Raw genomic sequence first — 21,149 nt, forward strand, 5'->3', positions numbered from 1 at the left:
AGCCGCCTTCATCCCGCGTTTGAAGAGGAGGAAGCGAATTTGGATATGTTGCAGATTGGCATCGTGATCGTGGTGCTGCTGCTATTGGTTAAACCGGTCGGCAGTTACATCTACCACGTTTTTTCTAATGAACCGAATCGGACGGACCGGATGTTCGGTCCCGTGGAAAAGCTTTTTTACGCCATCATCGGCCTTCGGAAGCGCTCGGGAATGAGCTGGAAAACATACGCCCTGAGCATGATCGCAACTAACATCGTGTTGGTGGCCGTAAGTTACGCGGTGCTGAGACTGATGGGCGGGCTGCCGGTCAACCCGAACGGGACGGGAAACATGGACGCCAGCTTGTCCTTCAATACCGTCATCAGTTTCATGACCAATACGAACCTGCAGCATTACAGCGGCGAAAGCGGCATGTCGTATTTGGGGCAGATGATCGTTATCACGATGATGATGTTTACTTCGGCCGCATCCGGCTTGGCCGTGGCGATCGCTTTTATTCGGGGCATCACGCGCCGCGAAGGCGGGCTGGGCAACTTTTTCGAGGATTTCATCAAGGCGCATGTCCGGGTGTTCCTGCCGCTGGCCTTGATCGTCACCCTGGTGCTTGTGGGGTTGAAGGTGCCCCAAACGCTTGATCCGACAGTGACCGTCCATACTTTAAGCGGAGCGGTGCAGCATATTGCGATGGGGCCGGTGGCCTCCTTGGAGTCGATCAAACATCTGGGGACGAACGGGGGCGGTTTTTTCGGAGCGAACTCGTCGCATCCGTTTGAAAATCCGAGTCCGCTCACGAATGTCATTGAAATTTTGAGCATGTGGACGATTTCGGCCGCATTGCCGTACACGTTCGGGCGTTTCGCCAACAACCGCAAGCAGGGCTGGATCATCTTTTCGGCCATGATGGTGCTGTTCCTGGCGTTCCTGTCCCTGACGTACGTATCGGAAAAAAGCGGCAACCCGCTGATCAATCAGTTGGGTATCGATGCCTCGCAGGGCAGCATGGAAGGAAAAGAGGTTCGTTTCGGCGTGGCGCAATCCGCCTTGTTCACGGCCGTGACGACCGCGGCGACCACCGGTTCGGTCAACAACATGCATGATACGCTGACCCCGCTCGGCGGACTGGCTCCGCTGGCGGAGATGATGCTGAACGTCGTCTTCGGCGGCAAAGGCGTCGGTCTTGTCAACATGCTGATGTACGCGATATTGGGCGTTTTCATTTGCGGCCTGATGGTCGGGCGGACGCCGGAGTTTCTTGGGAAAAAAATCGAAAGCCGGGAAATGAAGCTGATCGCCGTCGCGATCCTGGCGCATCCGCTGATCATTCTGGCGCCGACGGCGATTTCGTTTATGACGCATCTCGGCACGGACGCCTTGTCCAATCCGCTGTATCACGGGCTCAGCCAATCGCTGTACGAATATACGTCATCCGCGGCGAACAACGGCTCCGGCTTTGAAGGGCTGGGGGATAACACGGTGTTCTGGAACGTCAGCACGGGGCTCGTCATGCTTCTGGGACGGTATGTATCCATCATCGCGCTGCTGGCGGTGGCGGGCTCGCTGTCCGGCAAGAAGCTCGTTCCCGAATCGATCGGCACCTTCCGGACGGACACGAAGCTGTTTGCCGGCATTTTGGTCGGAACGGTGCTCCTGATCGGGGCGCTGACTTTCCTGCCTGTGCTGGTGCTGGGGCCGATCGCGGAGTTTTTGACGATGTAAGGCCGAATCGGTTGTTTGGAAAATGGACGCGGGAGCGGTTTCGCGGGGAGCATCCCCGTAAAAAGCTCAAAGCGATTGAATAAACGAGGTGGAAAAACGATGGAAGGAAAACGAAAAAGCATGCTGACGGGAAACATCGCAAAGCAGGCGCTGAAGGAGAGCTTCATCAAACTGAATCCGGTCGTCATGATGAAAAACCCTGTCATGTTCGTCGTAGAGGTCGGAACGTTCGTCGTCCTGCTGATGGTGCTGTTTCCGGGTTACTTCAATACGACCGGTCGCACCGGCTTTAATTTGGCGGTGTTCCTGATTCTGCTGTTCACGGTCCTGTTCGCCAATTTTGCCGAGGCGCTGGCGGAAGGACGTGGAAAGGCGCAGGCCGACTCCCTGAAAAAGACGAAAAAGGAAACGACCGCGAACAAATGCGTCGGTTCCGAAATCAAAGTCGTCAACTCGACGGAGCTGCGCAAGGGCGACGTCGTCGTCGTATCCCAGGGCGAAATGATTCCGGGCGACGGCGAGGTCATCGAAGGGCTCGCGTCGGTCGACGAATCGGCGATCACCGGGGAATCGGCTCCGGTCATGAAGGAAGCGGGCGGCGACTTCAGCTCCGTGACCGGTGGAACCCGGGTCGTGAGCGACCGGATCAAGGTCGTCATCACCAGCGACCCCGGGGAGTCGTTTCTCGATCGGATGATCTCGCTCGTCGAAGGCGCGTCGCGCCAGAAAACGCCGAACGAAATCGCGCTTAATACGCTGCTGACCACGCTGACGCTGATTTTTTTGATCGTGGTCGTCACGTTGGCGCCGATTGCCAAGCATTTGGGCGTTTCGCTGGATATTCCGGTGCTCATTTCTTTGCTTGTCTGCCTGATCCCGACGACGATCGGCGGCCTGCTGTCCGCGATCGGGATCGCCGGGATGGACCGGGTGACGCAGTTCAACGTGCTGGCCATGTCCGGGAAGGCGGTGGAAGCCTCCGGCGACATCAACACGATGATCCTTGATAAAACGGGAACGATCACGTACGGGAACCGGATGGCGAGCGAATTTATCCCGGTTGGGGGAGCGGCGCCGGCCGAAACGGCGTATTGGGCGGCTGTCAGTTCGCTGAAGGACGAGACGCCCGAAGGGCGATCCGTGCTAGAGCTGATGAAAAAGCAGCAGCTTGCTTATGATGCCGAGGTGGCGACCGGCGGCGAGTTTATTGAATTCAAAGCCGAAACCCGCATGAGCGGCATCGATTTGGTGGACGGGCGGCATGTCCGCAAGGGCGCGGTCGACGCGGTGCGGCAGTGGGTGCTCGCCCAAGGCGGCAGCATTCCGGAGGATTTGGCGGCGAAGTCCGACGCGATTGCGTCGGAAGGCGGCACTCCGCTGGCCGTGGCGGTCGGCAGCCAAATCTACGGTTTGATCCATTTGAAGGATACCGTCAAACCCGGGATGAAGGAACGTTTCGGGCAGCTGCGCCAAATGGGCATCAAAACGATCATGTGCACGGGGGATAACCCGCTCACGGCGGCCACCATCGCCCGCGAAGCCGGCGTCGACGAGTTTATCGCCGAAAGCAAGCCGGAGGACAAAATCGCCGTCATCCGCCGCGAGCAGGCCGAAGGCAAGCTGGTTGCGATGACGGGGGACGGAACAAACGACGCGCCGGCGCTCGCCCAGGCGGACGTCGGGATCGCGATGAACAGCGGCACCGTCGCCGCCAAGGAGGCGGCCAACATGGTCGATTTGGATTCCGACCCGTCCAAAATCATCGAAGTCGTGGCGATCGGCAAGCAGCTGCTGATGACGCGCGGCGCGCTCACGACGTTCAGCATCGCAAACGACGTCGCCAAATATTTCGCGATCATTCCGGCGATGTTTATGGCAGCCATTCCGCAGATGAAGGCGCTGAACGTGATGGGGCTGGGTTCTCCGCTGTCCGCGATCCTCAGCGCGCTTATTTTCAATGCGGTCATCATCCCGCTGCTGATTCCGCTCGCGATGAAAGGGGTCAAATACAAACCGATGAGCTCGGCGCGGCTGCTGAGCCGAAACCTGATGATTTACGGGCTCGGCGGCGTCATCGCCCCGTTTGCCGGCATCAAGCTGATCGATCTGGTCGTGCATCTGTTGATCTGACCATGGAGATTGATTTTTAATGGCAGAGAAAAAAAGGGAACATTCCTTATCGACGATATGAAAAAGGGTGATATCCAATGAAAACAACGGCGAAATTCGAAGAAATGCCGCACGGCTCCATTTGGATGATGGCGCTGCGCTCCAGCTTGCTGCTGATCATTGTCTGCGGGCTTGCTTATCCGCTGGCCAGCACCGGGCTGGCCCAGCTGATTTTCCCGTATCAAGCCAACGGCAGCATGATCAAGGACAGCTCAGGAAGAACGGTGGGCTCGGAGCTCATCGGACAGACGTTTGCCGATCCATCGTTTTTCCAGGGACGGATCTCCAGCATCGACAATAACGCCGCCGGTTCCGGTTCCAACAACTATGCCCCGTCCAATCCCGAGCTGCTCAAGCGGGTTCAAGCTTCCGTCGCCCGGTGGGAGAAGGAAAATCCGCAGGTTCCGATCGCCAGACTGCCGGTGGACCTGATCACCAATTCCGGCTCGGGGCTTGACCCGCACATCTCACCTGCGGCCGCCGAGGCGCAAATTCCGCGAATCGGCGCACTCCGGCAGCTTCCCGAGGAGCAGCTGAAGCAGCTGGTCGAAAAAAATACCGAGGGGCGCGACCTGGGCGTGTTCGGGGAGAAGAGAGTGAACGTGCTGAAGCTGAATTTGGCGCTTCAGGAGCTGGCATTAACCAAGAAATAGGTTCCGGAAATAAATCCGGCGGCTGAAAAACCGCAAAAAAATCCGCCATGGACGTCCGAAGAAGAGTCCTGGCGGATTTTTTACTTGCCGACAGAATGTTGATAGCTTTTATAACTTCTATAAAGCTGAGGGGCATAGGGTCCTAGGCAAGCGGTGTAGCATATCGAGGGTGAAAGACCAACCGCATCGATCATCACCCTGCAAAGGTTTGGTAAATAAGAAACGCGTTCAAAACGACGATCACCGCGGACACGCACCAGGCGAGTACAGTCATCCATGGAGGGTTGGCGAATGTGCCCATGATTTTTTTGCTTCCGGTAAATTGGACGAGCGGAATGACCGCAAACGGGAGCTGGAGCGACAAAATAACCTGGCTTAAGATCAGAAGCTCTTCGGTTCCTTGCTCCCCGGCGATCATCGTGACGATAACGGCGGGAATGACGGCGATCAGCCGCGTAACCAGCCGGCGAAGCCAGGGCGGCAGCTGGATGTCCAGGAAACCCTCCATGACGATTTGCCCGGCCAGCGTGCCCGTCAGCGTCGAGTTTTGCCCGGAGGCGAGCAGCGCAACCCCAAACAAAATGCTTGCGAGCGTGGTCCCGACCAGCGGCGTCAACAAATGATACGCATCGCTGATATCGGCGACTTCCGTCATGCCGGCCTTATGGAAGGTAGCGGCCGAGACGATCAGGATGGCTGCATTGATGAAAAGGGCGAGCGTCAGCGCAATCGCCGAATCCCAAGCGGAGAAGCGGATGGCTTCGCGCTTGCCTTGATCGGAGTTTTCATACCGGCGGGTTTGCACGATGGAGGAATGAAGGTACAGGTTATGCGGCATCACCGTGGCTCCGAGAATGGCGATGGCGATATACAGTTTTTCGTGATCGGCAACCAGATCGGGCGTCGGGATAAAACCTGAAAGGATGCTCTGCATATGGGGTTTGGCCAGCCATAAATCAATGGCAAAACAGGTTCCGATCGTTGCCACAAGCACGATAACCAGCGTTTCGATCGCCCGAAATCCTTGATGCTGCAAAAGCAGAATGAGCAGAACGTCGAGCGCCGTAATCAGCACGCCGTACAGCAGCGGGAGGCCGAACAGCAGCTTCAGGGCGATGGCGGAACCGACCACCTCGGCCAAATCGCAGGCCGCGATCGCCAGTTCGCACAAAATCCACAGGCCGATGGCAACCGGCTTGCTGTATTGGCTGCGGCAGGCCTGCGCCAAGTCATGACCCGTCACGATGCCAAGCTTGCTGGAAAGCGATTGAAGCAGCACCGCCATCAGATTGGAAAAAAGAATGACGGACAGCAGGGAATAACCGAAACGGGAGCCGCCGGCGATATCCGTCGCCCAGTTTCCCGGGTCCATGTAACCGACGGCGACAAGGTAGCCGGGACCGACGAAGGCGAGAAATTTCCGGAATGCCGGGCCTCGATGCGGTACCTCCAGAGAATGGTTAATTTCGGTGAGCGAGGAGCGTTTTTTGGGTTTGGTCCAGCTCTTCATCGGATATCACGCACCTTGTTGCGTTTAGTCTTGTAATTCCGCCGGTTTGCTATTCATTTGAGGGTTCGATCTTTTGGTATAGAGATCCATGGATATGGGCATGCAGGGAGTAAAGCGAAGGCGGGCCTTGCGTGCCGATTTTCACGAGGCTGAAATTACCAAAAAGCTTCGCGGCCGGGCGGACCGCATTCCCGCCGGAGTTTCCATATACATGCGGAATATCGGCGGGGGAAGTGACGCAACCTTTTATTGACATGAAGTTTAAAATTCTTTAATATGTCTAGGTACTTGATTCAGAAATTTATATAAACGGGTGATGCATATGTCTTACAGACCAGTGATTGCGAACATGAAGGAAGCCAGCAGCAACGAGCAAAGCGGATTGTACGAATTCATCATGAACCTGGCTGACGGAACAGTGTGCCGCGTGTTCTATAGCCGTTTTCCGGAATGGAAAATGACAAACATCAGCCGGTTGCAAAAAACGCCTTGCCCTGTATGCCGCAAAGATTTTATCTGCAAATGCATCGAGAGCTACAAAGGCGAGCTGGAACAGCAAATCGAAGAAAACCAATGGATCGATAAAGCTTTGGCCAAATAAGCTGTCGAACCGAGATACAGGCGCGGGAAGCTACCCGGGCTTTTTTCTTTTTTCGCCAAAAAGGGCCGATTCGCTTGATTTCAAGGGGAATACGGAGGATACTAGCTTCAGGAGGTGCCAGACATGGAAACAAAACGCGCGCCTGAAAGCGGCAGCGAAGGCATCGTGCTGGTGGACGGGGTCTGCCACTTATGCCAAGGATTGACGCGTTTCATCATAGAGCGCGACCCTAAAGCGAAGTTCCGCTTTGCTTCCCTGCAATCCGAAATCGGAGCCGAACTGTTGACGAAAGGCGGTATGCCCGCGGACGAGATCGATACGGTGGTCCTGATCGAAAACGGCCGCTATTACGTCCGTTCGGCCGCGGTGCTGCGGATTTTCCGTCAGTTAAGGATGCCATGGCCCCTGTTGTGTATATTCGTCATCGTGCCGACGCCGATCCGGGACCGGCTGTACCGTTACGTCGCCCGCAATCGGTATCGCTGGTTCGGCAAGGAAGAGCAGTGCCTGCTTCCGACGCCCGAGTTGAAGAAACGTTTTCTGTAAGAGTCGTCCGGAGCCCATTTTACATGAATTGTCGATATTTTACATATTTTGTATTGTTTTTTGCCGCAGAATATGGTAAATTTCTAATGAAGTCAGGTTTGCAAATCGTGAACGAGTTTAATATAGAAGCCGATAACGGAAGCACCGTTTGACAGCCGCAGGTAGCGGTTGTTAAGCGGTGTTTTTTTGTTTGCCTGATCTTGTTCGCGAAATGAAGCAAGTGTCGGATATGGGTTTAAGCATTCGGTTAGAGCGACGAAACTTCCGCTATTTGCGGTTTGTCGGCTTTAAACCGTCGCTGGATATTTCTTGGTTTGGAATGGGGGATTGGGAGGCTTATGGTGCCGTATACGGTAGTGCTGGCCGTGAGCGAGCCGGAATATTTGGAGCCGCTGCTTCATTACGTGCATGCAAGCGAATACGGGAGCAAATTGCGGATGGTCGGATTCACGAAGCCGGAGGCTTTTTTGGCATACATGAACGGCGAAAATCGCCCGGATTTGGTCGTCGGGGACCGCGAACTCCTTTCGCCCTGGCTCGAGGGAGGGGCAACCTGTTCTTGGAGGGCGCTGGGCCTAAGCGGCGGAACGCCCCAGGAGGTGGCGAAATATCAGCCGCTTCCAGCGTTATGCGAAGATATGCTGCAGGCTTGCTTCAAGGATAAGGCGCGTCCCGGATCTACGGTTCAGAAAGGGGAAGGCGCAGTCACGATCGGCTTTGTTTCCGCGGTAGGCGGAAGCGGCAAAACGACGGCTGCGGCCAATATGGCGAAGCAGCTGGGAGGGCTGGGATTATCGGTGTTTTACTTGAACCTGGAGGCGATGAACAGCAGCGCCGTTTTTTCCAGGCCGGACCGGAAAGCGGAGGATGCCCAGGGGCTTCCGAGGCTCCTGTATGAAATGAAGGCGGCCCAGGAAACGAAAAGCGTGGAGGCCGTGCCGATCGGGCCGTTCGCGGTAAGCCATCCGGCGATGAAATGCGATTGGTTTGAGCCTGTTCTGAACCGGAACGAAATCCTTCAGTTGAGCAAAACGGACGTGCTTGGCCTGATCGAACGGATAGCCTGCGCCGGGGGCTATGACGTCGTCATCGCCGACACGGACACCGGAATGAACGAGCGGACGGCCGCCGTCATCGAGGGATGCGGACATTTAATCTGGATGCTGCTGGACGACCGGATCCATATGTACAAAAGCGGGGAGCAGCTGGCCTTTTTGGAGCGAAGCGATCCCGAAGCGTTTGATGCCGCGATGGGCAAAAGCCGGTTTATCGTCAACCGGTTTGTCGGCAGCTTGGCCAATACGCCCCCGGGAATCATTCGGGAAATTGACGGCGTCCTTCCCTACATTCCGTCCTGGAAGCAAAACCATAACGAAGAGCTGCTGCTGAGCTCGCCGATTTTTCAGCGCGACATATTGAAGCTCTGCCGGGCACTGCTTGGCGAGGATTGGGTCAAAGGAAACGGGGTGAAGGCATATGGATGACGAACTGTTCAGGCAGCTGCGCGGGGAGGTCCGTTCCGGGCTGGACGTGACGTCCGCGCTCGACAACGGCGAGCTGATGAAATTCATCGAGAGGACGGTGTTCAGCCGCAGGGAGCTGCTGGAGCTGACCGCGACGGAAAAAAGAAAGCTGATCCGGCGCATTTACGATTCGTTCCGCGGGCTCGACATTTTGCAGCCGCTCGTCGACGATCCGGCGATCACGGAAATTATGGTCAACAGCCATCGGGACATTTTTATTGAACAAAACGGCGAAATATCAAAGCTGCCGCTCGAGTTCGAATCCCAAACGAGGCTGGAGGACATCATCCAGGCGATCGTTTCCGGGGTGAACCGGGTCGTCAATGAATCGTCGCCCATCGTCGACGCAAGGCTGAAGGACGGTTCCCGCGTCAATATCGTCCTGCCGCCGATCGCGCTCAAAGGGCCGACGATGACGATCCGGAAGTTTCCGGAAAAGCCGATGACGATGGAGGATTTGGTGCGGCGGGGGGCGCTCGGCCCGGACGCGTCGCTGTTTTTGCAAAAGCTGGTGGCCGGTAAATACAACATTTTTATCAGCGGGGGAACGGGTTCGGGGAAAACGACCTTTTTGAACGCTTTGTCGCAGTTCATCCCGGCTGACGAACGGGTGATTACGATCGAAGATTCGGCGGAGCTGCAGATCGTGACCGTGCCGAACCTCGTGTCGCTGGAAACGCGAAATGCCAATACGGAAGGGCGGGGTGAAATATCGATCCGCGATCTGATCCGGTCTTCGCTGCGGATGCGGCCAAACCGGATTGTCGTCGGCGAGGTGCGCGGGAGCGAAGCGCTGGACATGCTGCAGGCAATGAACACCGGACATGACGGTTCGTTGTCGACCGGGCATGCCAACAGCACGCGGGATATGATCAGCCGGCTCGAGACGATGGTGCTGAGCGGGGCGGATTTGCCGATCGGGGTCGTTCGTCAGCAGATCGCTTCGGCGATCGATATTTTTGTCCATTTAAGCAGGCTGCGCGACCGGTCGCGGCGGGTTGTGGAAATCAGCGAGTTGGCGGGCATGGAAAACGGCGAGGTCGTTCTTCATCCGCTCTACAGGTTCATGGAGACGGGAGAAAAGGATGGCAAAGTAACCGGAGTATTGAAGCCGCAAGAGCCGCTGCAGAACCGGAATAAGCTGAACATGGCCGGGATTCCTTACGATCCGCCGGCGCAGGCGAAGGAGGCTGCCGTATGAAATCGGGACATGTTGCCAAAGGGCGGGACAGCCACGGCGGGGACGCGGTCGGGATCCGTGGCGGCAGCATGCTACGCCGCATGCGCGGCCGCCCCAAGGCTAAGCCGGCCTTGAGGAAGGAACTGCCCGATTACAGCGTGTACGTGCTTGGCAGGTTTGAGCGGGTGGCGTGCGTCATGTCGGGGGCCCTCGTGTTTTTCGGCATCGGCTACCTCTTTTACCATCAATGGTTTATGGCACTTGTTCTTTCGCTTGGCGGTTTGTTTGTCCCCAAATTTTGGAGGAGACATATGCTTGAGCGCAGACGTGCGGCATTGAAGGTGCATTTTAAGCAGGCCCTTTACTCGCTCTCATCCTCGCTGTCCGCCGGCCGGTCGGTGGAGAACGGGTTTCGGGAGGCGATTTCCGATTTGCGGATGCTGGATCCGGATGCCGAAAACGATTTGATCACCGAATTGTCCATTATTTGCGCGCGTTTGGAATATGGGGAACCGATCGAAGACGCGCTGCGGGATTTCAGCCGCAGGGCGTCCATGGAGGACATTACGAATTTTGCGGATGTTTTCATTACGTGCAAACGGACCGGAGGGGATCTGGTGGAGGTGATCCGCAGAACTTCGTCCATCATCGGCGAAAAACTCGACATTCAGCAGGAAATCGCCGTCCTCGTGGCCCAGAAAAAATTCGAGTCGAAGGCGCTTCTTGCCGCGCCCGTCTTGATGCTGGTATTCATGAACTTGACCTCGGGCGATTACATGACGCCGATGTTCAGCGGCATCGGGATGATCATTTCGACGTTTGCCCTGCTTGGGCTGGCAGGCTGTTTGATTTGGATCGTCAAAATCATGAACATCAACATTTGAGCGGGGTGAGGATATGAAGCTGCTTGCGGTCGTGGTGCTGGTTCTGCTGGCGGGAGGTTGGGTGGTGCTGAACCGGATCGGGGGCGCGAAATACCGGAGCGTGACCAAGCTCCGAATGGAGGGGATCCGGCTGAAGAAGCTGGTTCCTCCGATGCTGTTCATTTTGGAACGATTGAAGCTGATGTCCCGGTTCCCGCTGTTTTTCTTCAAAATCCAGCGTTCGATTCAGAAGCTGAACGGGCAGCGCCACAGCCCCGAAATGACGCTGTTGTACGTCGGGGAAATGATGGGTTACAGCTGGCTTTTGCTTGTGACGGGCTGTTTGTTGACGGTCGCCATGGGCGATGCTGCCGGGTTGGCGATCGGCGGGGCGATGGCCGTGCTTCTGCCTGCCGCCATGATCAAGGATATGCACGGCAAGGTCGTCAAACGGGACCATGACATCCTGATGGAGCTTCCGGAGCTTCTGAACAAGATCGTCCTCCTGGTCGGGGCGGGAGAAACGGTCCAGAAAGCGATCATCCGCTGCGTGGAGCAGAAGAAGCATGAAACCGGCCATCCGCTCTACCGCGAGCTGATCAAGATGACGGATGACCTTGAAGGGGGATATTCCTTTCAACAATCTTTCGAAAATTTCAGCAAACGCTGCGCGGTGCAGGAGGTTTCGATTTTTACGACCACCGTGCTGCTTAATTTCAGGCGGGGCGGCAACGACTTCGCGATGGCGTTGACGGATTTGTCCCGGGTCTTATGGGAAAAGCGGAAGGCCATTACGCGAACGCGGGGAGAACAGGCTTCTTCCAAGCTGATTTTCCCGATGGTCGTCATATTCATGATTGTCATCGTGCTTGTCGGAACCCCTGCGTTTATGATGATGAATTTATAGGAGGAATGAGGCAATGTTGACGTTCGCATGGAGCAAGGCAAAGGATTTTTGGAAGCGGGAAGATGGGCTAGGGATGCTCGAGATGATTTTGATCATCGCGGTCATCATTATTATCGCGCTGTTGTTCAGGAAGGAGCTTCTCCGCATCGTTCAGCGGCTGTTGACGAAAGTGGATAAGAAAAGCGATGAAGTTTTTTCGGACAACTAATCCTCTTAAAAGCAGCGAGGGAAGTTTTACGGTCGAGGCTTCCCTCGTCCTTCCGATCGTCCTGTTTGTCACGATGATCCTCGTATTTTTTTGCCTGTACGTTTATCAGCAGAGCTTCCTGCACCAGACGGCTTCCGCCGTGGCGGAGCGGGCGGCATACAGCTGGGACAACAGCCATAAGCAGGCGGCCACAGGCCGGGTGGCCAAGGGAGAACATGATTCCTTGTACTGGAGACTGAGCGATGACGGGATGCTTGGGACGCTGTTTGGCTGGAGCGGGTTAACGGAGAAAACGGACATCGTCAAGCTTCCCGGAAAAACAGGCGGAAGCGGAGCCCTTCCGATCGTCAAAACGAACCGTTCCGGCAGCATGGTGCCGCCCGAGATGACGGGCGAGATCAGCTACAAGAACACGGTTCTTCAGCGGGCGGTGAGGGTGGACCTCGCCCGGATGCTGACGCTTCCGCCGCTGGACGTTTTGCTCGAAGAAGGATCGGATGCGAAGACTTATGCCAAGTCGGCGGTAGCGGAGCCTGTCGAATTCATACGGACCGTGGATCTGATGAGGTATTACGCTTCGAAATTCAAAGGTGGCGGCGACAGCGGCAAAATGGATCAAGGCAGCGCCGGATCGGTGCTGGATCAATTCCGGTCTTCGGGGAAGTAGCGGAAGGAGGTGGGAGCAGGTGTTGGGAAGACAAGGGGAAAACGGTTCGGTTTCCGTGTTTTTGATCATGATCCTTGCCTTTATATTTGCATTTGTCGCTCTTTTTATCGATTACGCCCGCATCGCGGCGATGAAGGTACAAAGCGAGCGGCTGGTGCGCGCCGCGGTTCGTTCCGTCATGTCTTCCTACGATGTGGAGCTGCAGGAGCGTTACGGCTTGTTTGCCTATGGGGAACAAAACGGGGACCGGATCATGGCGGGGGTATTGAACAGCAGTTTGGAAAAGGGGAAAAGGAGCGACCGGTTTGATCTGCTGCCGATGGAACTGGATACCTCCGGGCTGCAGATGGATCGGATGCTGGGCGATTACGAAATTTTCAACCGCGAAATCGGGGAGGAGATGAAATACAAGGCGCCGATCGATTTTACGCTGGAGCTTACAAGCAAGCTGAAGCCGTTGTCTTCTTCGATGAAAGAAGCGTCCGATACGGTCGACGTGCTGCGGAAGCTGCAAAAGCTGTACGACAAGCGGGAGGCGGCGCTCGACCGGATGCTGGCCAAGCAGAGACAGGCTTCCCAAAGCGCGGGCGGCATCCCCGGAGTTCTCATGGGACTGTATTCCACGTCCATATCAAATGAATCCCTCGGGTCCTCGCGGGTAACGACGGCGGCCGGGATCGCGGCCCAATACGACGATTACGTCAGCAAAGCGAATGAAGACGCGAATCGTAGCGAAGACGAGGAGCCGCAATACGCGGATGAGATCCGAGACTATTTGGATGACTCGGCGGACGTCATGAAACGGTTCGGCACCAAACAAAGCTCGGCGGCGGACAGCCACGACAAGTTGCTGCAGGAGGCGGACCAAGCCTGGGAGGAAGCCTTCGACTTGAATGAAAGAATGAAGGAGGTCATTGCGGCCTCCGAACACCGTAGCGAAAGCGCCGGTTACGACGAGGTGTCGCGGAGCATCATTCCCGGGCAGGCGGCCGAAACGTCCGGTGACGACTCTGCGGCCATTCGCGGATTGCGCGGGCAAACCGACCAGCTGCTGCTGAGCGAGAGTTTGTTCGGCGACTTGAAGCAAGAGATAGGCCGCCAGCGGGAAGCATACCGGCGTGTCGACCAAAGCCTTTCCTCGGCCCGCTCGGCTTTGGCAGGCGCGTCGGGGCTTTACGGCAGCTCAAGCGGCATGAAAAGCACAGTTATTGCCGCACGGGGCGACATTGACGGTTATTTGCGAACGTATGCCGAATCGGGTTCAGCCAACAAGCTGGATCAGGAAGCGGCCCTGCTCGAGCGGCACCGGGGCTCGGACAAGGAACGGAAGGAAAAGGAAAAACAAGGCAAAGCCAAGCTGAAAGAGGCCGCGAAGATTTTGGAACGGATCAACGAATTGGATCAAAAGGCGAAGGGTTATATGGAAGAATATCAAACGGTTCAAACCTACTTCAACGAAAGCATCGCTTTTAATAAGCAGGCCGCCGAAGGGGAGAGCCGGGGAGCGGATTTGGACGACGACCCCTATGACGCTGGCAAATCGGCGATGAACGGGATGGACGGGCTGTACGGCGCCTTGGGGGGAATGATGTCCGGCGTCAAGGATGAATTGCTTCAAAATGAATACGCGGCCATGTATTTCAATCATTTCGACATCAGCTGTTTGAAAGAAGCCGCTGTAAATCCGAACGCGGATTTGGGAGACGCCGCCATGAATCAATTAAGCATCCGGAACCAGGAGCTGGAATACATCGTGTACGGGTTCCACAACCCTGTAGGCAACATCTCGGCGGCTTACGCGGAAATTTTCGCGTCCAGGCTGGCCATCCGCACGATGGAAGGGCTTGTGAAAAACAGCGGTCTCGGCCATCCGCTGCTTGTGCTCGCCGCCGCTCTGCTCTACGGCGTCGAAATGGCGATCGCCGACATGATTACATTGTGTACCACGGGCTCGGTCGAGTTGTCCAGCTACATCAAAGTGAAATTGACCTATCGCGACCATCTTCGCCTTTTTCTGCTGATTCACAGCAACAATGAGAAGAAGATGTCGCGCATGTTGGCGCTGATCCGGTTCAATACGGGAATCAACCCGGCGGAAAGGGCCACGTATGCCTCGGGGGAAGTGAAGATCGGCATGCGGCTTTGGTTTCTTCCCGGCGTAATGAAAATGATCGGGAAAGCCGGGGGCGGTTCGGACGAAGTGGAAGGAAACCGATATTATGCGGTCAAACAAGCGGATTATTCTTACTAGCGGCGGATGGATAAAACGCACGTGGCGCGGAAGCGCCCGATCGGCCCGGGACGAGCAGGGGAGCATGGTCGTCGAAGCATCCCTGGTGATGCCGATGTTTATCTTTTTCGTGCTTTTCCTTATATATATCGTGCAAATGACGTTGGTATCGACCGCGCTGCAAAGCACGGTGTCCGATACGGTAAAAACGGTATCGACCCATATGTACCCGGTTGCTTTGGCCATCGAACGAAAAACGCCCGACAAAGGCGAAGACGGCAAGAAGCCGGCAGGAAGCTGGAGCATCCCGAAGCTTTCTTTATCCGAGTGGGCTTCCCAGTACACGGACACGCTGCCCCCGCCCTTGAACGAATGGATGGCGAACGCGGCCGCCAAGGCCGACGAACCGCTTCAGGATTTGAAAAACCAGGCTGCCGAGGCTGTTCTTGACCCGGTCGTGAAGCCGATTCTAAAGCCATATATGGAAAGCCGGCTGCTCGATTATGAACGAATTCATGTCTCGAATATCCAAATTCCAAACCTTCGGACCCGAACCGATCCTTATTTTGCGATCGAGGTCAGTTACGAACTGCCGATGAAGGTGCCGTTATTGAACAAAAAGATCGTGCTTCAAGCGAAAGCGCAAGAACGGCTTTGGATCGGGGAAACGGAAGAAGGATCAAGCCCAGGGGACGGTGAGGGCTCCGACGGAACCGAAATCGTCATTCTTGAAAAGCCGGACCCGGCTTACGTCGGAAAAAAAGCGAAGGTCCGTGCCAAAATCGAGCCCGGGATGTCGGCCAACCTGGCCGTGTTTTATAAAAGCGGCCAGAGCACGGCGAAATACCTCGGGGACAAACAGGCGGATGCCGAAGGGTATGTCGAATGGGAATGGTTCGTCGGAACGAATACGACGCCCGGCACGTGGCCGTTTGTGATTACTACATCGGACGGCAAAAAGATGGAAGTGATGTTTACAGTCGTCAAAGGATAAACGGAGGGCTGGTTCGTTTGTCCAAGCGGCATAAGCGGTCTAAATAAAGAGGGGGAATGCTCAAACATGGTAGATTTTTCAATCTGGGGCTGTGCGATGATCGTCATCGCGGCGTTTGTCACGGATATCCGCACGATGAAAATTCCGAATTGGCTGACCGTATCGGCAATGCTTGGCGGTATCCTGTTTCATACGGCAGCGGATGGACTGCAAGGACTGTTGTTTTCGATCAAAGGTTTGGCGGCGGGATTTATTCTACTGCTTCTCATGCATCTGATCGGAGCGGTCGGAGCGGGAGACGTCAAGTTTTTCGGCGGGGTTGGCGCGTGGCTGGGGCTGCTTCTAACCATCCAGTGCATCGTCTATTCCGTTCTTTGCGCCGGGGTCATCGGCTTCCTGATTTTATTGTGGAGACGGGAGACGATGCAAAGAATGCGGAACGTGTTACGAAATTTGGCCGGATTTTTTATATTGAAAAGTTTCCGTTCTCTAACGGCAGGCAAAGAGCAGCAGCTCCGATTTCCCTTTATGATTGCCGTCCTTCCCGGCTATGTGATCGCCTGCATGTATTCCATCGGCTAGAGGTGAACTGAAATGATGGGTTTATCGCGTGATTTTATGCAACAAGGGGGCACTTATATGGTGCTGTCCGACCGCGCCGGCATCCGTTCGGACGAACTGGGCAAGGTAGAGGCGTCGATGATCGCTGCTTCGCGGATTCCGCGTTTTTTGCCCCTTCATGTAAAAGAAGTCGACCTTCAGGTCACGCTATGGTATGACATCACCGAAAAGAAGATGCTTTCCCATATGCTGAAAAGCGAAAAGATCAACATGACGGAATATTACGGTTTGCTGCTGCAGGTGGCCGAAGCGCTGGAGGAAAGCGCGATGTACATGCTGCAGCCGCTTAAATACGTGTTGGATGAAGACTACATTTTCGTGGACGGGTCGCTGCAAGAAGGGACGTTATATCTGACCTATATTCCTTTAAAGCGGACGGAAGGCTTGAAGCCGATCAAGGAGGGCTTAAAAGAACTGGTTACCCGGTTTATGGCTTCCGTCACCGAACTGAGCGGCAGCGGCGTGCAGCAGCTGCTGCAGTTTACGGCATCCGAGGATTTTACACCGGGAGGTTTCAAAAAGCTGCTGCTTGGCCTTTTATCCGGGGAAGGCGATCAAGCTTCCGGCGGCGGAAGCGAAAGTGTCGCGATATCCGGACAGTGGGATTATCGGATTCAAGAACCTTTCCACAGGGAAGAAGCGGGCCGTTTGGGGAGGGAGGAACATTTGGCGCCGAGTATGGGGTCTCTTTCGCGGCCGCAGTCGGGTGCCGTTTCCCGTCTTCAGGAAAAGCAGGCCAGGCCGTTGCAGGCCGCTGAGCCCCGCAGGGAACGCACCGAAGCTTCGGCTGCAAGAAACATCGTTGGCAGCGGGGCTCCTCCTGCCGGAGAGTCTTTCTTGCCAAGGCCGCATGATCAAGGCCGGAACGACGATACGTACCCCGACTTCCTGAAAAGCTGGGGCCGCAAAGATCAAGAAGCGGAGGTAGAGAAAGAGGACGATGAGGAGAAAGCAAAGTCGGCATCAGCCCGCAAAACGTACATTGCGCTTGGTTGTTTGCTTGGCGCGGCGATTGCATGGCGAATGATTTACATGGCGGATCCGGGTAAAGGGACGCTGATTCTATGCGCTTCGCTCACGGTGATCTTGGGGATCGTTGCAGCCATGAGCTGGATGGGCAAGCTCTTTGCCCCAAAACAGGCGGAGGCGGATTCCGTTCCGTTCGAGGCACTGCCTGATTTCGGTTCGGTTGAGCTCTCCGTGTCGAAACCTCGTCAGGGACGTTCCCGTTTTGAAGTGGAGCAATTTACCGGATTTTTGAGAACCGGGAGAAAAAACAGGGAGAAAGGTTTGGGAAAACCGGAGGAAGATCCCGAGCCGGAATGGAAATGGAAGTTTCCTTCGCAGGATGCCGCCGATAAGAACGATAACGGCATACGCCACTTCGGAGCAAGAGACGTTTCCGAACAAACGGGAGGCCGCGGCGAGCCGGCCCTGAGCCGTGGTGAGCCGAACCTGCGCCATGAAGAGCCGGCCCTGCGCCGTGGCGAACGAAACCACTCGCAAGAACCGGATGTTCTTTCATATCCGGATACGGATGAGCGGGAGTATTACGGCCGACTTGGGCTGAAAACGGAAATCCTGCAGCCGGGAGGCGGAGCGACCGTCCTGTTAAACCCAGCCCCGGCTTCCGGCGGCGGCCATTCTGCATCCTTAGCTGCCCCTCCTTTGGGTTATTTGCTCAGAGAAGGGGAGGGGGGAACGGGCTCCGAAAGGATCGAGCTGAAGCAGCAGCATTTCGTTATCGGCCGGTCCGCGGAAGTATCGCAATACGTGGAATCCTCCGTTGGAACATCGCGTGCGCATGTGGAGCTCAGCCGGGGCGATGACGGGACATTCCGGATCAAGGATCTCGGCTCGAAAAACGGGACCCGGCTTAGAGGGGAAGCGATGGTACCTTATAAGGAATATTCGCTTCATGACGGGGACACGTTCGTCATCGTCAAGGGGCATTATACGTTCCGTTCCGCCTAGTGCTCCTTCAAATCCTGAAGGGCCTGCCTCAACGTCGGATGCTCGAAGCGGAAGCCGTGGGTCAGGAGCTTTTCCGGGATGACCCGCTGTCCCTTCAGCAGCATGAGGGAAAGTTCCCCCAGTACGGCCTTCATCATAAACGACGGTACCGGAAACCAATGGGGGCGGCGATAAACTTGGCCGACCGTTTGTCCGAACATGCTGTTGGTAACCGGCTCCGGAGCCGTGGCGTTCACCGGCCCGCTGATATCGGGTTGGGTGATGCAGTATTCGATCAAACGAACGATATCATGAAGATGAATCCAGGGCACCCACTGCTTGCCGCTGCCGATGCGGCCGCCGAATCCGAGCATATACGGCAGCTTCATCAGCGGAAACGCTCCGCCGCCGTTGCCCAACACGACGCCGGTCCGAAGTTTGATCAGCCGAACGCCCGAAATCTCATCGGCGGCATCCTCCCATTCTTTGACGACGGAGGAGGGGAAATCGACGACATGGGACGGGCTGTCCTCGTCAAAGGTTTCGGTGAGCGAGGTACCGTAAACGGCGACCGCGGATCCTTGAACGACAACCGCCGGTTTCTCGCGCAGCGCTTGAACGAGTTTGGCCACGGCAAGGACGGTGGTCAAACGGGAGTCCATGATGCTCCGTTTGGCTTTTGGCGTCCAGCGCTGATTTAGCGAAGCCCCGGCCAAATTCACGATCGCCCCGGTTCCTTCCAGAAGTTCCGGTTCGGCTTTGATTTGATCCCATGTCAGGCGACGCGCTCCGGATTGTTCTTCAGACGCATGGTTTCGGGAAATGACCGTCACGTCATGCCCCCGGCTAAGCAAATGTTCGGTCAGCGCTTGTCCGATAAAGCCCGTACCGCCGCAAATGGCAATGTTCATCGGCGTTATAACCTCCTTGTTTTAACAATCAAATCTCCTAAGTCAAAAGACTCAAAGCTGAGTATGCAAAAGCCCCCAGGCATAGGCTTCAATTGAAGAAATGATGTCGTTTCTTCAAGAATGATGCTCCTGCCGGAGGGCTTGTTTCGTTTGTATGCTCAGAAGCTACTTTTGCATCAGATGTTCGTAAGGCTTGTAGTCGATCTGGTTTTTGTTGAGAAAAGCGACGAGGAATTTGTTGTCCCTTTTTGGCGTCGCGGAGATATACCCTTTAATGCAATGGTCGCGCGTCACTTCCGAAGCGCCTTCTTCCAAAGCGATCCTGCCGATTTCGGCGGCAATGGAGTGCTTGGCGATATCGCGGAACGGCCCGGGCACGGGCTTGACCAGTTTCTCCAAAAATTCCTTGGATTCGTCCGTCCAGAGATGGCGGCTGGACTCAACCCAATGATTTTGCCAATCAAGCTTGGATTTTCCGTCGTTTTTCGGGAGCACCTTCAAAAATTTACGGATCATGAAATATCCGCCGATCATCATCAAGATCAGCAGAATGACGGCCCATAACATGATGGAATCCATAAACATATCGGAAGGCATGGATGAGGACAGCAGCCTCACGCCCCATGAACTGTGCATGTGGTTCACCTCTACACTCATCTTCGATTTTCATTTAACCTTCCTAGAATTATAACGCATTCCTAGATTTATTTCAGCATTCACGCTAAAATAAGGGTTAATTCGATTGAGGGGGATGAATTATGCTAAAAATCGGTTCTCATGTGTCCTTTTCGGACAAGGGACTGTTAAGTGCAACCAACGAAGCCAGCAGCTATGGATCGAGCTCGTTTATGATATATACCGGCGCACCGCAAAATACGCGCCGCAAACCGATTGAATCGATGTATCTGGAGGAAGGCAAGCAGTTAATGAAGGAAAGCGGCTTTGAGGAAATCGTCGTGCACGCGCCTTACATTATCAATCTCGGATCGTACAAGCCGAACACGTTCGAACTTGCGGTCAGCTTCCTTCAGGAGGAAATTCGCCGCACGCATGCCATCGGCGTGAAAAATATCGTTCTCCATCCGGGAGCCTATACCGATAAAGACCCTGAATACGGTATTCAACGGATTGCGGACGGCCTCAATGAGGTGCTGAACGGTACCGATGAAACGGAAGTTCATATCGCTTTGGAAACCATGGCCGGTAAAGGAACGGAAATGGGACGGACCTTCGAGGAAATCGCCAGCATGATCGAGAAGGTTGACAAAAATGACCGTCTCACGATCTGCATGGACACATGCCATATCCACGACGCGGGATACGACATCGTAAACGACCTGGACGGCGTTCTCGAAGAGTTCGACCGCATCATCGGATTGGACCGGATCGGCGTCGTGCATATCAATGACAGCAAAAATCCGCGCGGAGCGGGAAAAGACCGTCACGCCCCGATCGGTTCGGGATGGATCGGTTTCGATACGATCCATTCCGTCGTGCATCATGAGAAACTGGCAGGCAGACCGTTTATTCTCGAAACGCCTTGGATCGGCAAAGACGCCAAAACGCAGCGGCCGATGTATGAAATCGAAATTGCGCTTCTTCGCGGCAACGTCTCCGAACGTTTTGGCGGCGATTTTATGAAACAGGTGGAGGATCTGCACGCGTTTTTCGCGAAACAGGACATCCAGCCGAGCCAATACGTTCTGGACGTATGGTCGCTGCTTAAAAATGACGCCAAAGCGAAAAAAGCCGATTCGCGCGAACCGCTTGAGCGCCTATACGATATGATCGCCGAAGCGAACCTGTTCCCGGACCTGAGCGAGGAGCAAATCAACCAGCGGCTGATCGCCTGCCTTGCCGGCAAAGAAGCGTTGAAATAAAAAGATAACTATAGTGA

At 55.4% G+C, this 21,149-nt stretch carries 19 protein-coding genes; 16 read left to right on the forward strand and 3 right to left on the reverse strand.

Translation table 11 applies throughout. From position 1 onward, the window contains the following. Positions 1-39: 39 nt before the first annotated feature. From kdpA to kdpC, 3 genes are all read left to right on the forward strand, one after another. On the forward strand, positions 40-1,716 hold the full coding sequence (kdpA, locus tag RJP21_RS21150) for a potassium-transporting ATPase subunit KdpA (RefSeq protein WP_310861058.1): 1,677 nt from the start codon (positions 40-42) through the stop codon (positions 1,714-1,716). A 99-nt stretch (positions 1,717-1,815) separates the two neighbouring features. Next, positions 1,816-3,846 (forward strand): potassium-transporting ATPase subunit KdpB, encoded by a 2,031-nt coding sequence (kdpB, locus tag RJP21_RS21155; protein WP_310861059.1) that lies wholly within the window; start codon positions 1,816-1,818, stop codon positions 3,844-3,846. A 77-nt stretch (positions 3,847-3,923) separates the two neighbouring features. Further along, a complete protein-coding gene (gene kdpC / locus RJP21_RS21160) occupies positions 3,924-4,538 on the forward strand; it encodes a potassium-transporting ATPase subunit KdpC (RefSeq protein ID WP_310861060.1) in 615 nt (204 codons plus the stop codon). Between the two features lie 193 nt (positions 4,539-4,731). Here kdpC and RJP21_RS21165 read toward each other — a convergent pair whose 3' ends face one another. After that, entirely contained in the window at positions 4,732-6,048 is a 1,317-nt protein-coding gene (locus RJP21_RS21165) for an Nramp family divalent metal transporter (protein ID WP_310861061.1), read from the reverse strand. A 322-nt stretch (positions 6,049-6,370) separates the two neighbouring features. Between RJP21_RS21165 and RJP21_RS21170 the strand changes: the two genes are divergently transcribed. From RJP21_RS21170 to RJP21_RS21225, 12 genes are all read left to right on the forward strand, one after another. After that, the gene (locus RJP21_RS21170) at positions 6,371-6,649 is read left to right on the forward strand and encodes a hypothetical protein (protein WP_036713108.1); all 279 of its coding nucleotides are present in this window, start codon (positions 6,371-6,373) and stop codon (positions 6,647-6,649) included. A gap of 123 nt (positions 6,650-6,772) precedes the next feature. Beyond that, positions 6,773-7,195 (forward strand): thiol-disulfide oxidoreductase DCC family protein, encoded by a 423-nt coding sequence (locus RJP21_RS21175; protein ID WP_310861062.1) that lies wholly within the window; start codon positions 6,773-6,775, stop codon positions 7,193-7,195. A gap of 338 nt (positions 7,196-7,533) precedes the next feature. Next, on the forward strand, positions 7,534-8,679 hold the full coding sequence (locus RJP21_RS21180) for a P-loop NTPase family protein (RefSeq protein ID WP_483874799.1): 1,146 nt from the start codon (positions 7,534-7,536) through the stop codon (positions 8,677-8,679). Further along, on the forward strand, positions 8,672-9,919 hold the full coding sequence (locus RJP21_RS21185) for a TadA family conjugal transfer-associated ATPase (RefSeq protein ID WP_310861064.1): 1,248 nt from the start codon (positions 8,672-8,674) through the stop codon (positions 9,917-9,919). Before RJP21_RS21180 ends, RJP21_RS21185 begins: the two co-directional genes overlap by 8 nt. A gap of 68 nt (positions 9,920-9,987) precedes the next feature. Then, positions 9,988-10,782: a type II secretion system F family protein gene (locus tag RJP21_RS21190; protein WP_397386257.1), complete on the forward strand. Its 795-nt coding sequence runs from the start codon at positions 9,988-9,990 to the stop codon at positions 10,780-10,782. Between the two features lie 13 nt (positions 10,783-10,795). Continuing rightward, a complete protein-coding gene (locus tag RJP21_RS21195; RefSeq protein WP_310861065.1) occupies positions 10,796-11,668 on the forward strand; it encodes a type II secretion system F family protein in 873 nt (290 codons plus the stop codon). 13 nt (positions 11,669-11,681) lie between these two features. Next, complete coding sequence (locus RJP21_RS21200) at positions 11,682-11,876, forward strand: Flp1 family type IVb pilin (RefSeq protein WP_160042748.1); 195 nt, start codon at positions 11,682-11,684, stop codon at positions 11,874-11,876. Next, a complete protein-coding gene (locus tag RJP21_RS21205; RefSeq protein ID WP_310861066.1) occupies positions 11,854-12,543 on the forward strand; it encodes a TadE family protein in 690 nt (229 codons plus the stop codon). The genes RJP21_RS21200 and RJP21_RS21205 overlap by 23 nt, the downstream gene beginning before the upstream one ends. A 19-nt stretch (positions 12,544-12,562) precedes the next feature. Then, positions 12,563-14,794, forward strand: coding sequence for a hypothetical protein (locus tag RJP21_RS21210; RefSeq protein WP_310861067.1), 2,232 nt, complete (start codon positions 12,563-12,565; stop codon positions 14,792-14,794). Continuing rightward, on the forward strand, positions 14,763-15,767 hold the full coding sequence (locus RJP21_RS21215; protein WP_310861068.1) for a TadE/TadG family type IV pilus assembly protein: 1,005 nt from the start codon (positions 14,763-14,765) through the stop codon (positions 15,765-15,767). The genes RJP21_RS21210 and RJP21_RS21215 overlap by 32 nt, the downstream gene beginning before the upstream one ends. A gap of 66 nt (positions 15,768-15,833) precedes the next feature. Then, positions 15,834-16,349, forward strand: coding sequence for an A24 family peptidase (locus tag RJP21_RS21220; protein ID WP_310861069.1), 516 nt, complete (start codon positions 15,834-15,836; stop codon positions 16,347-16,349). A gap of 57 nt (positions 16,350-16,406) precedes the next feature. Continuing rightward, positions 16,407-18,362 carry a DUF6382 domain-containing protein gene (locus RJP21_RS21225; protein ID WP_310861070.1) on the forward strand — a complete coding sequence of 652 codons (1,956 nt, stop codon included), beginning with the start codon at positions 16,407-16,409 and terminating at the stop codon, positions 18,360-18,362. Here the strand turns inward: RJP21_RS21225 and RJP21_RS21230 are convergent. Both RJP21_RS21230 and RJP21_RS21235 read right to left on the reverse strand, forming a co-directional pair. Next, complete coding sequence (locus RJP21_RS21230) at positions 18,359-19,252, reverse strand: TIGR01777 family oxidoreductase (protein WP_310861071.1); 894 nt, start codon at positions 19,250-19,252, stop codon at positions 18,359-18,361. The two genes, RJP21_RS21225 and RJP21_RS21230, sit on opposite strands and share 4 nt — an antisense overlap. A 165-nt stretch (positions 19,253-19,417) precedes the next feature. After that, on the reverse strand, positions 19,418-19,888 hold the full coding sequence (locus RJP21_RS21235) for a DUF2621 family protein (protein WP_160042743.1): 471 nt from the start codon (positions 19,886-19,888) through the stop codon (positions 19,418-19,420). A gap of 122 nt (positions 19,889-20,010) precedes the next feature. On the opposite strand from RJP21_RS21235, the gene RJP21_RS21240 reads away from it, so the two are divergent. Next, positions 20,011-21,132, forward strand: coding sequence for a deoxyribonuclease IV (locus RJP21_RS21240; protein WP_160042742.1), 1,122 nt, complete (start codon positions 20,011-20,013; stop codon positions 21,130-21,132). Positions 21,133-21,149: the final 17 nt, after the last annotated feature.

Origin of the sequence: Paenibacillus sp. VCA1, assembly GCF_031583795.1 — a bacterium.
Taxonomy (GTDB): domain Bacteria; phylum Bacillota; class Bacilli; order Paenibacillales; family Paenibacillaceae; genus Paenibacillus_AQ; species Paenibacillus_AQ albilobatus.

What these genes read in the sequence shown, in the direction of transcription:
- kdpB (WP_310861059.1), top strand. Translation starts at nt 1,816, where the DNA reads ATGGAAGGAAAACGAAAAAGCATGCTGACGGGAAACATCGCAAAGCAG.
- kdpC (WP_310861060.1), top strand. Translation starts at nt 3,924, where the DNA reads ATGAAAACAACGGCGAAATTCGAAGAAATGCCGCACGGCTCCATTTGG.
- RJP21_RS21165 (WP_310861061.1), bottom strand. Translation starts at nt 6,048, where the DNA reads ATGAAGAGCTGGACCAAACCCAAAAAACGCTCCTCGCTCACCGAAATT.
- RJP21_RS21170 (WP_036713108.1), top strand. Translation starts at nt 6,371, where the DNA reads ATGTCTTACAGACCAGTGATTGCGAACATGAAGGAAGCCAGCAGCAAC.
- RJP21_RS21175 (WP_310861062.1), top strand. Translation starts at nt 6,773, where the DNA reads ATGGAAACAAAACGCGCGCCTGAAAGCGGCAGCGAAGGCATCGTGCTG.
- RJP21_RS21180 (WP_483874799.1), top strand. Translation starts at nt 7,534, where the DNA reads ATGGTGCCGTATACGGTAGTGCTGGCCGTGAGCGAGCCGGAATATTTG.
- RJP21_RS21185 (WP_310861064.1), top strand. Translation starts at nt 8,672, where the DNA reads ATGGATGACGAACTGTTCAGGCAGCTGCGCGGGGAGGTCCGTTCCGGG.
- RJP21_RS21190 (WP_397386257.1), top strand. Translation starts at nt 9,988, where the DNA reads ATGCTACGCCGCATGCGCGGCCGCCCCAAGGCTAAGCCGGCCTTGAGG.
- RJP21_RS21195 (WP_310861065.1), top strand. Translation starts at nt 10,796, where the DNA reads ATGAAGCTGCTTGCGGTCGTGGTGCTGGTTCTGCTGGCGGGAGGTTGG.
- RJP21_RS21200 (WP_160042748.1), top strand. Translation starts at nt 11,682, where the DNA reads ATGTTGACGTTCGCATGGAGCAAGGCAAAGGATTTTTGGAAGCGGGAA.
- RJP21_RS21205 (WP_310861066.1), top strand. Translation starts at nt 11,854, where the DNA reads ATGAAGTTTTTTCGGACAACTAATCCTCTTAAAAGCAGCGAGGGAAGT.
- RJP21_RS21215 (WP_310861068.1), top strand. Translation starts at nt 14,763, where the DNA reads ATGCGGTCAAACAAGCGGATTATTCTTACTAGCGGCGGATGGATAAAA.
- RJP21_RS21220 (WP_310861069.1), top strand. Translation starts at nt 15,834, where the DNA reads ATGGTAGATTTTTCAATCTGGGGCTGTGCGATGATCGTCATCGCGGCG.
- RJP21_RS21225 (WP_310861070.1), top strand. Translation starts at nt 16,407, where the DNA reads ATGGTGCTGTCCGACCGCGCCGGCATCCGTTCGGACGAACTGGGCAAG.
- RJP21_RS21230 (WP_310861071.1), bottom strand. Translation starts at nt 19,252, where the DNA reads ATGAACATTGCCATTTGCGGCGGTACGGGCTTTATCGGACAAGCGCTG.
- RJP21_RS21235 (WP_160042743.1), bottom strand. Translation starts at nt 19,888, where the DNA reads ATGCACAGTTCATGGGGCGTGAGGCTGCTGTCCTCATCCATGCCTTCC.
- RJP21_RS21240 (WP_160042742.1), top strand. Translation starts at nt 20,011, where the DNA reads ATGCTAAAAATCGGTTCTCATGTGTCCTTTTCGGACAAGGGACTGTTA.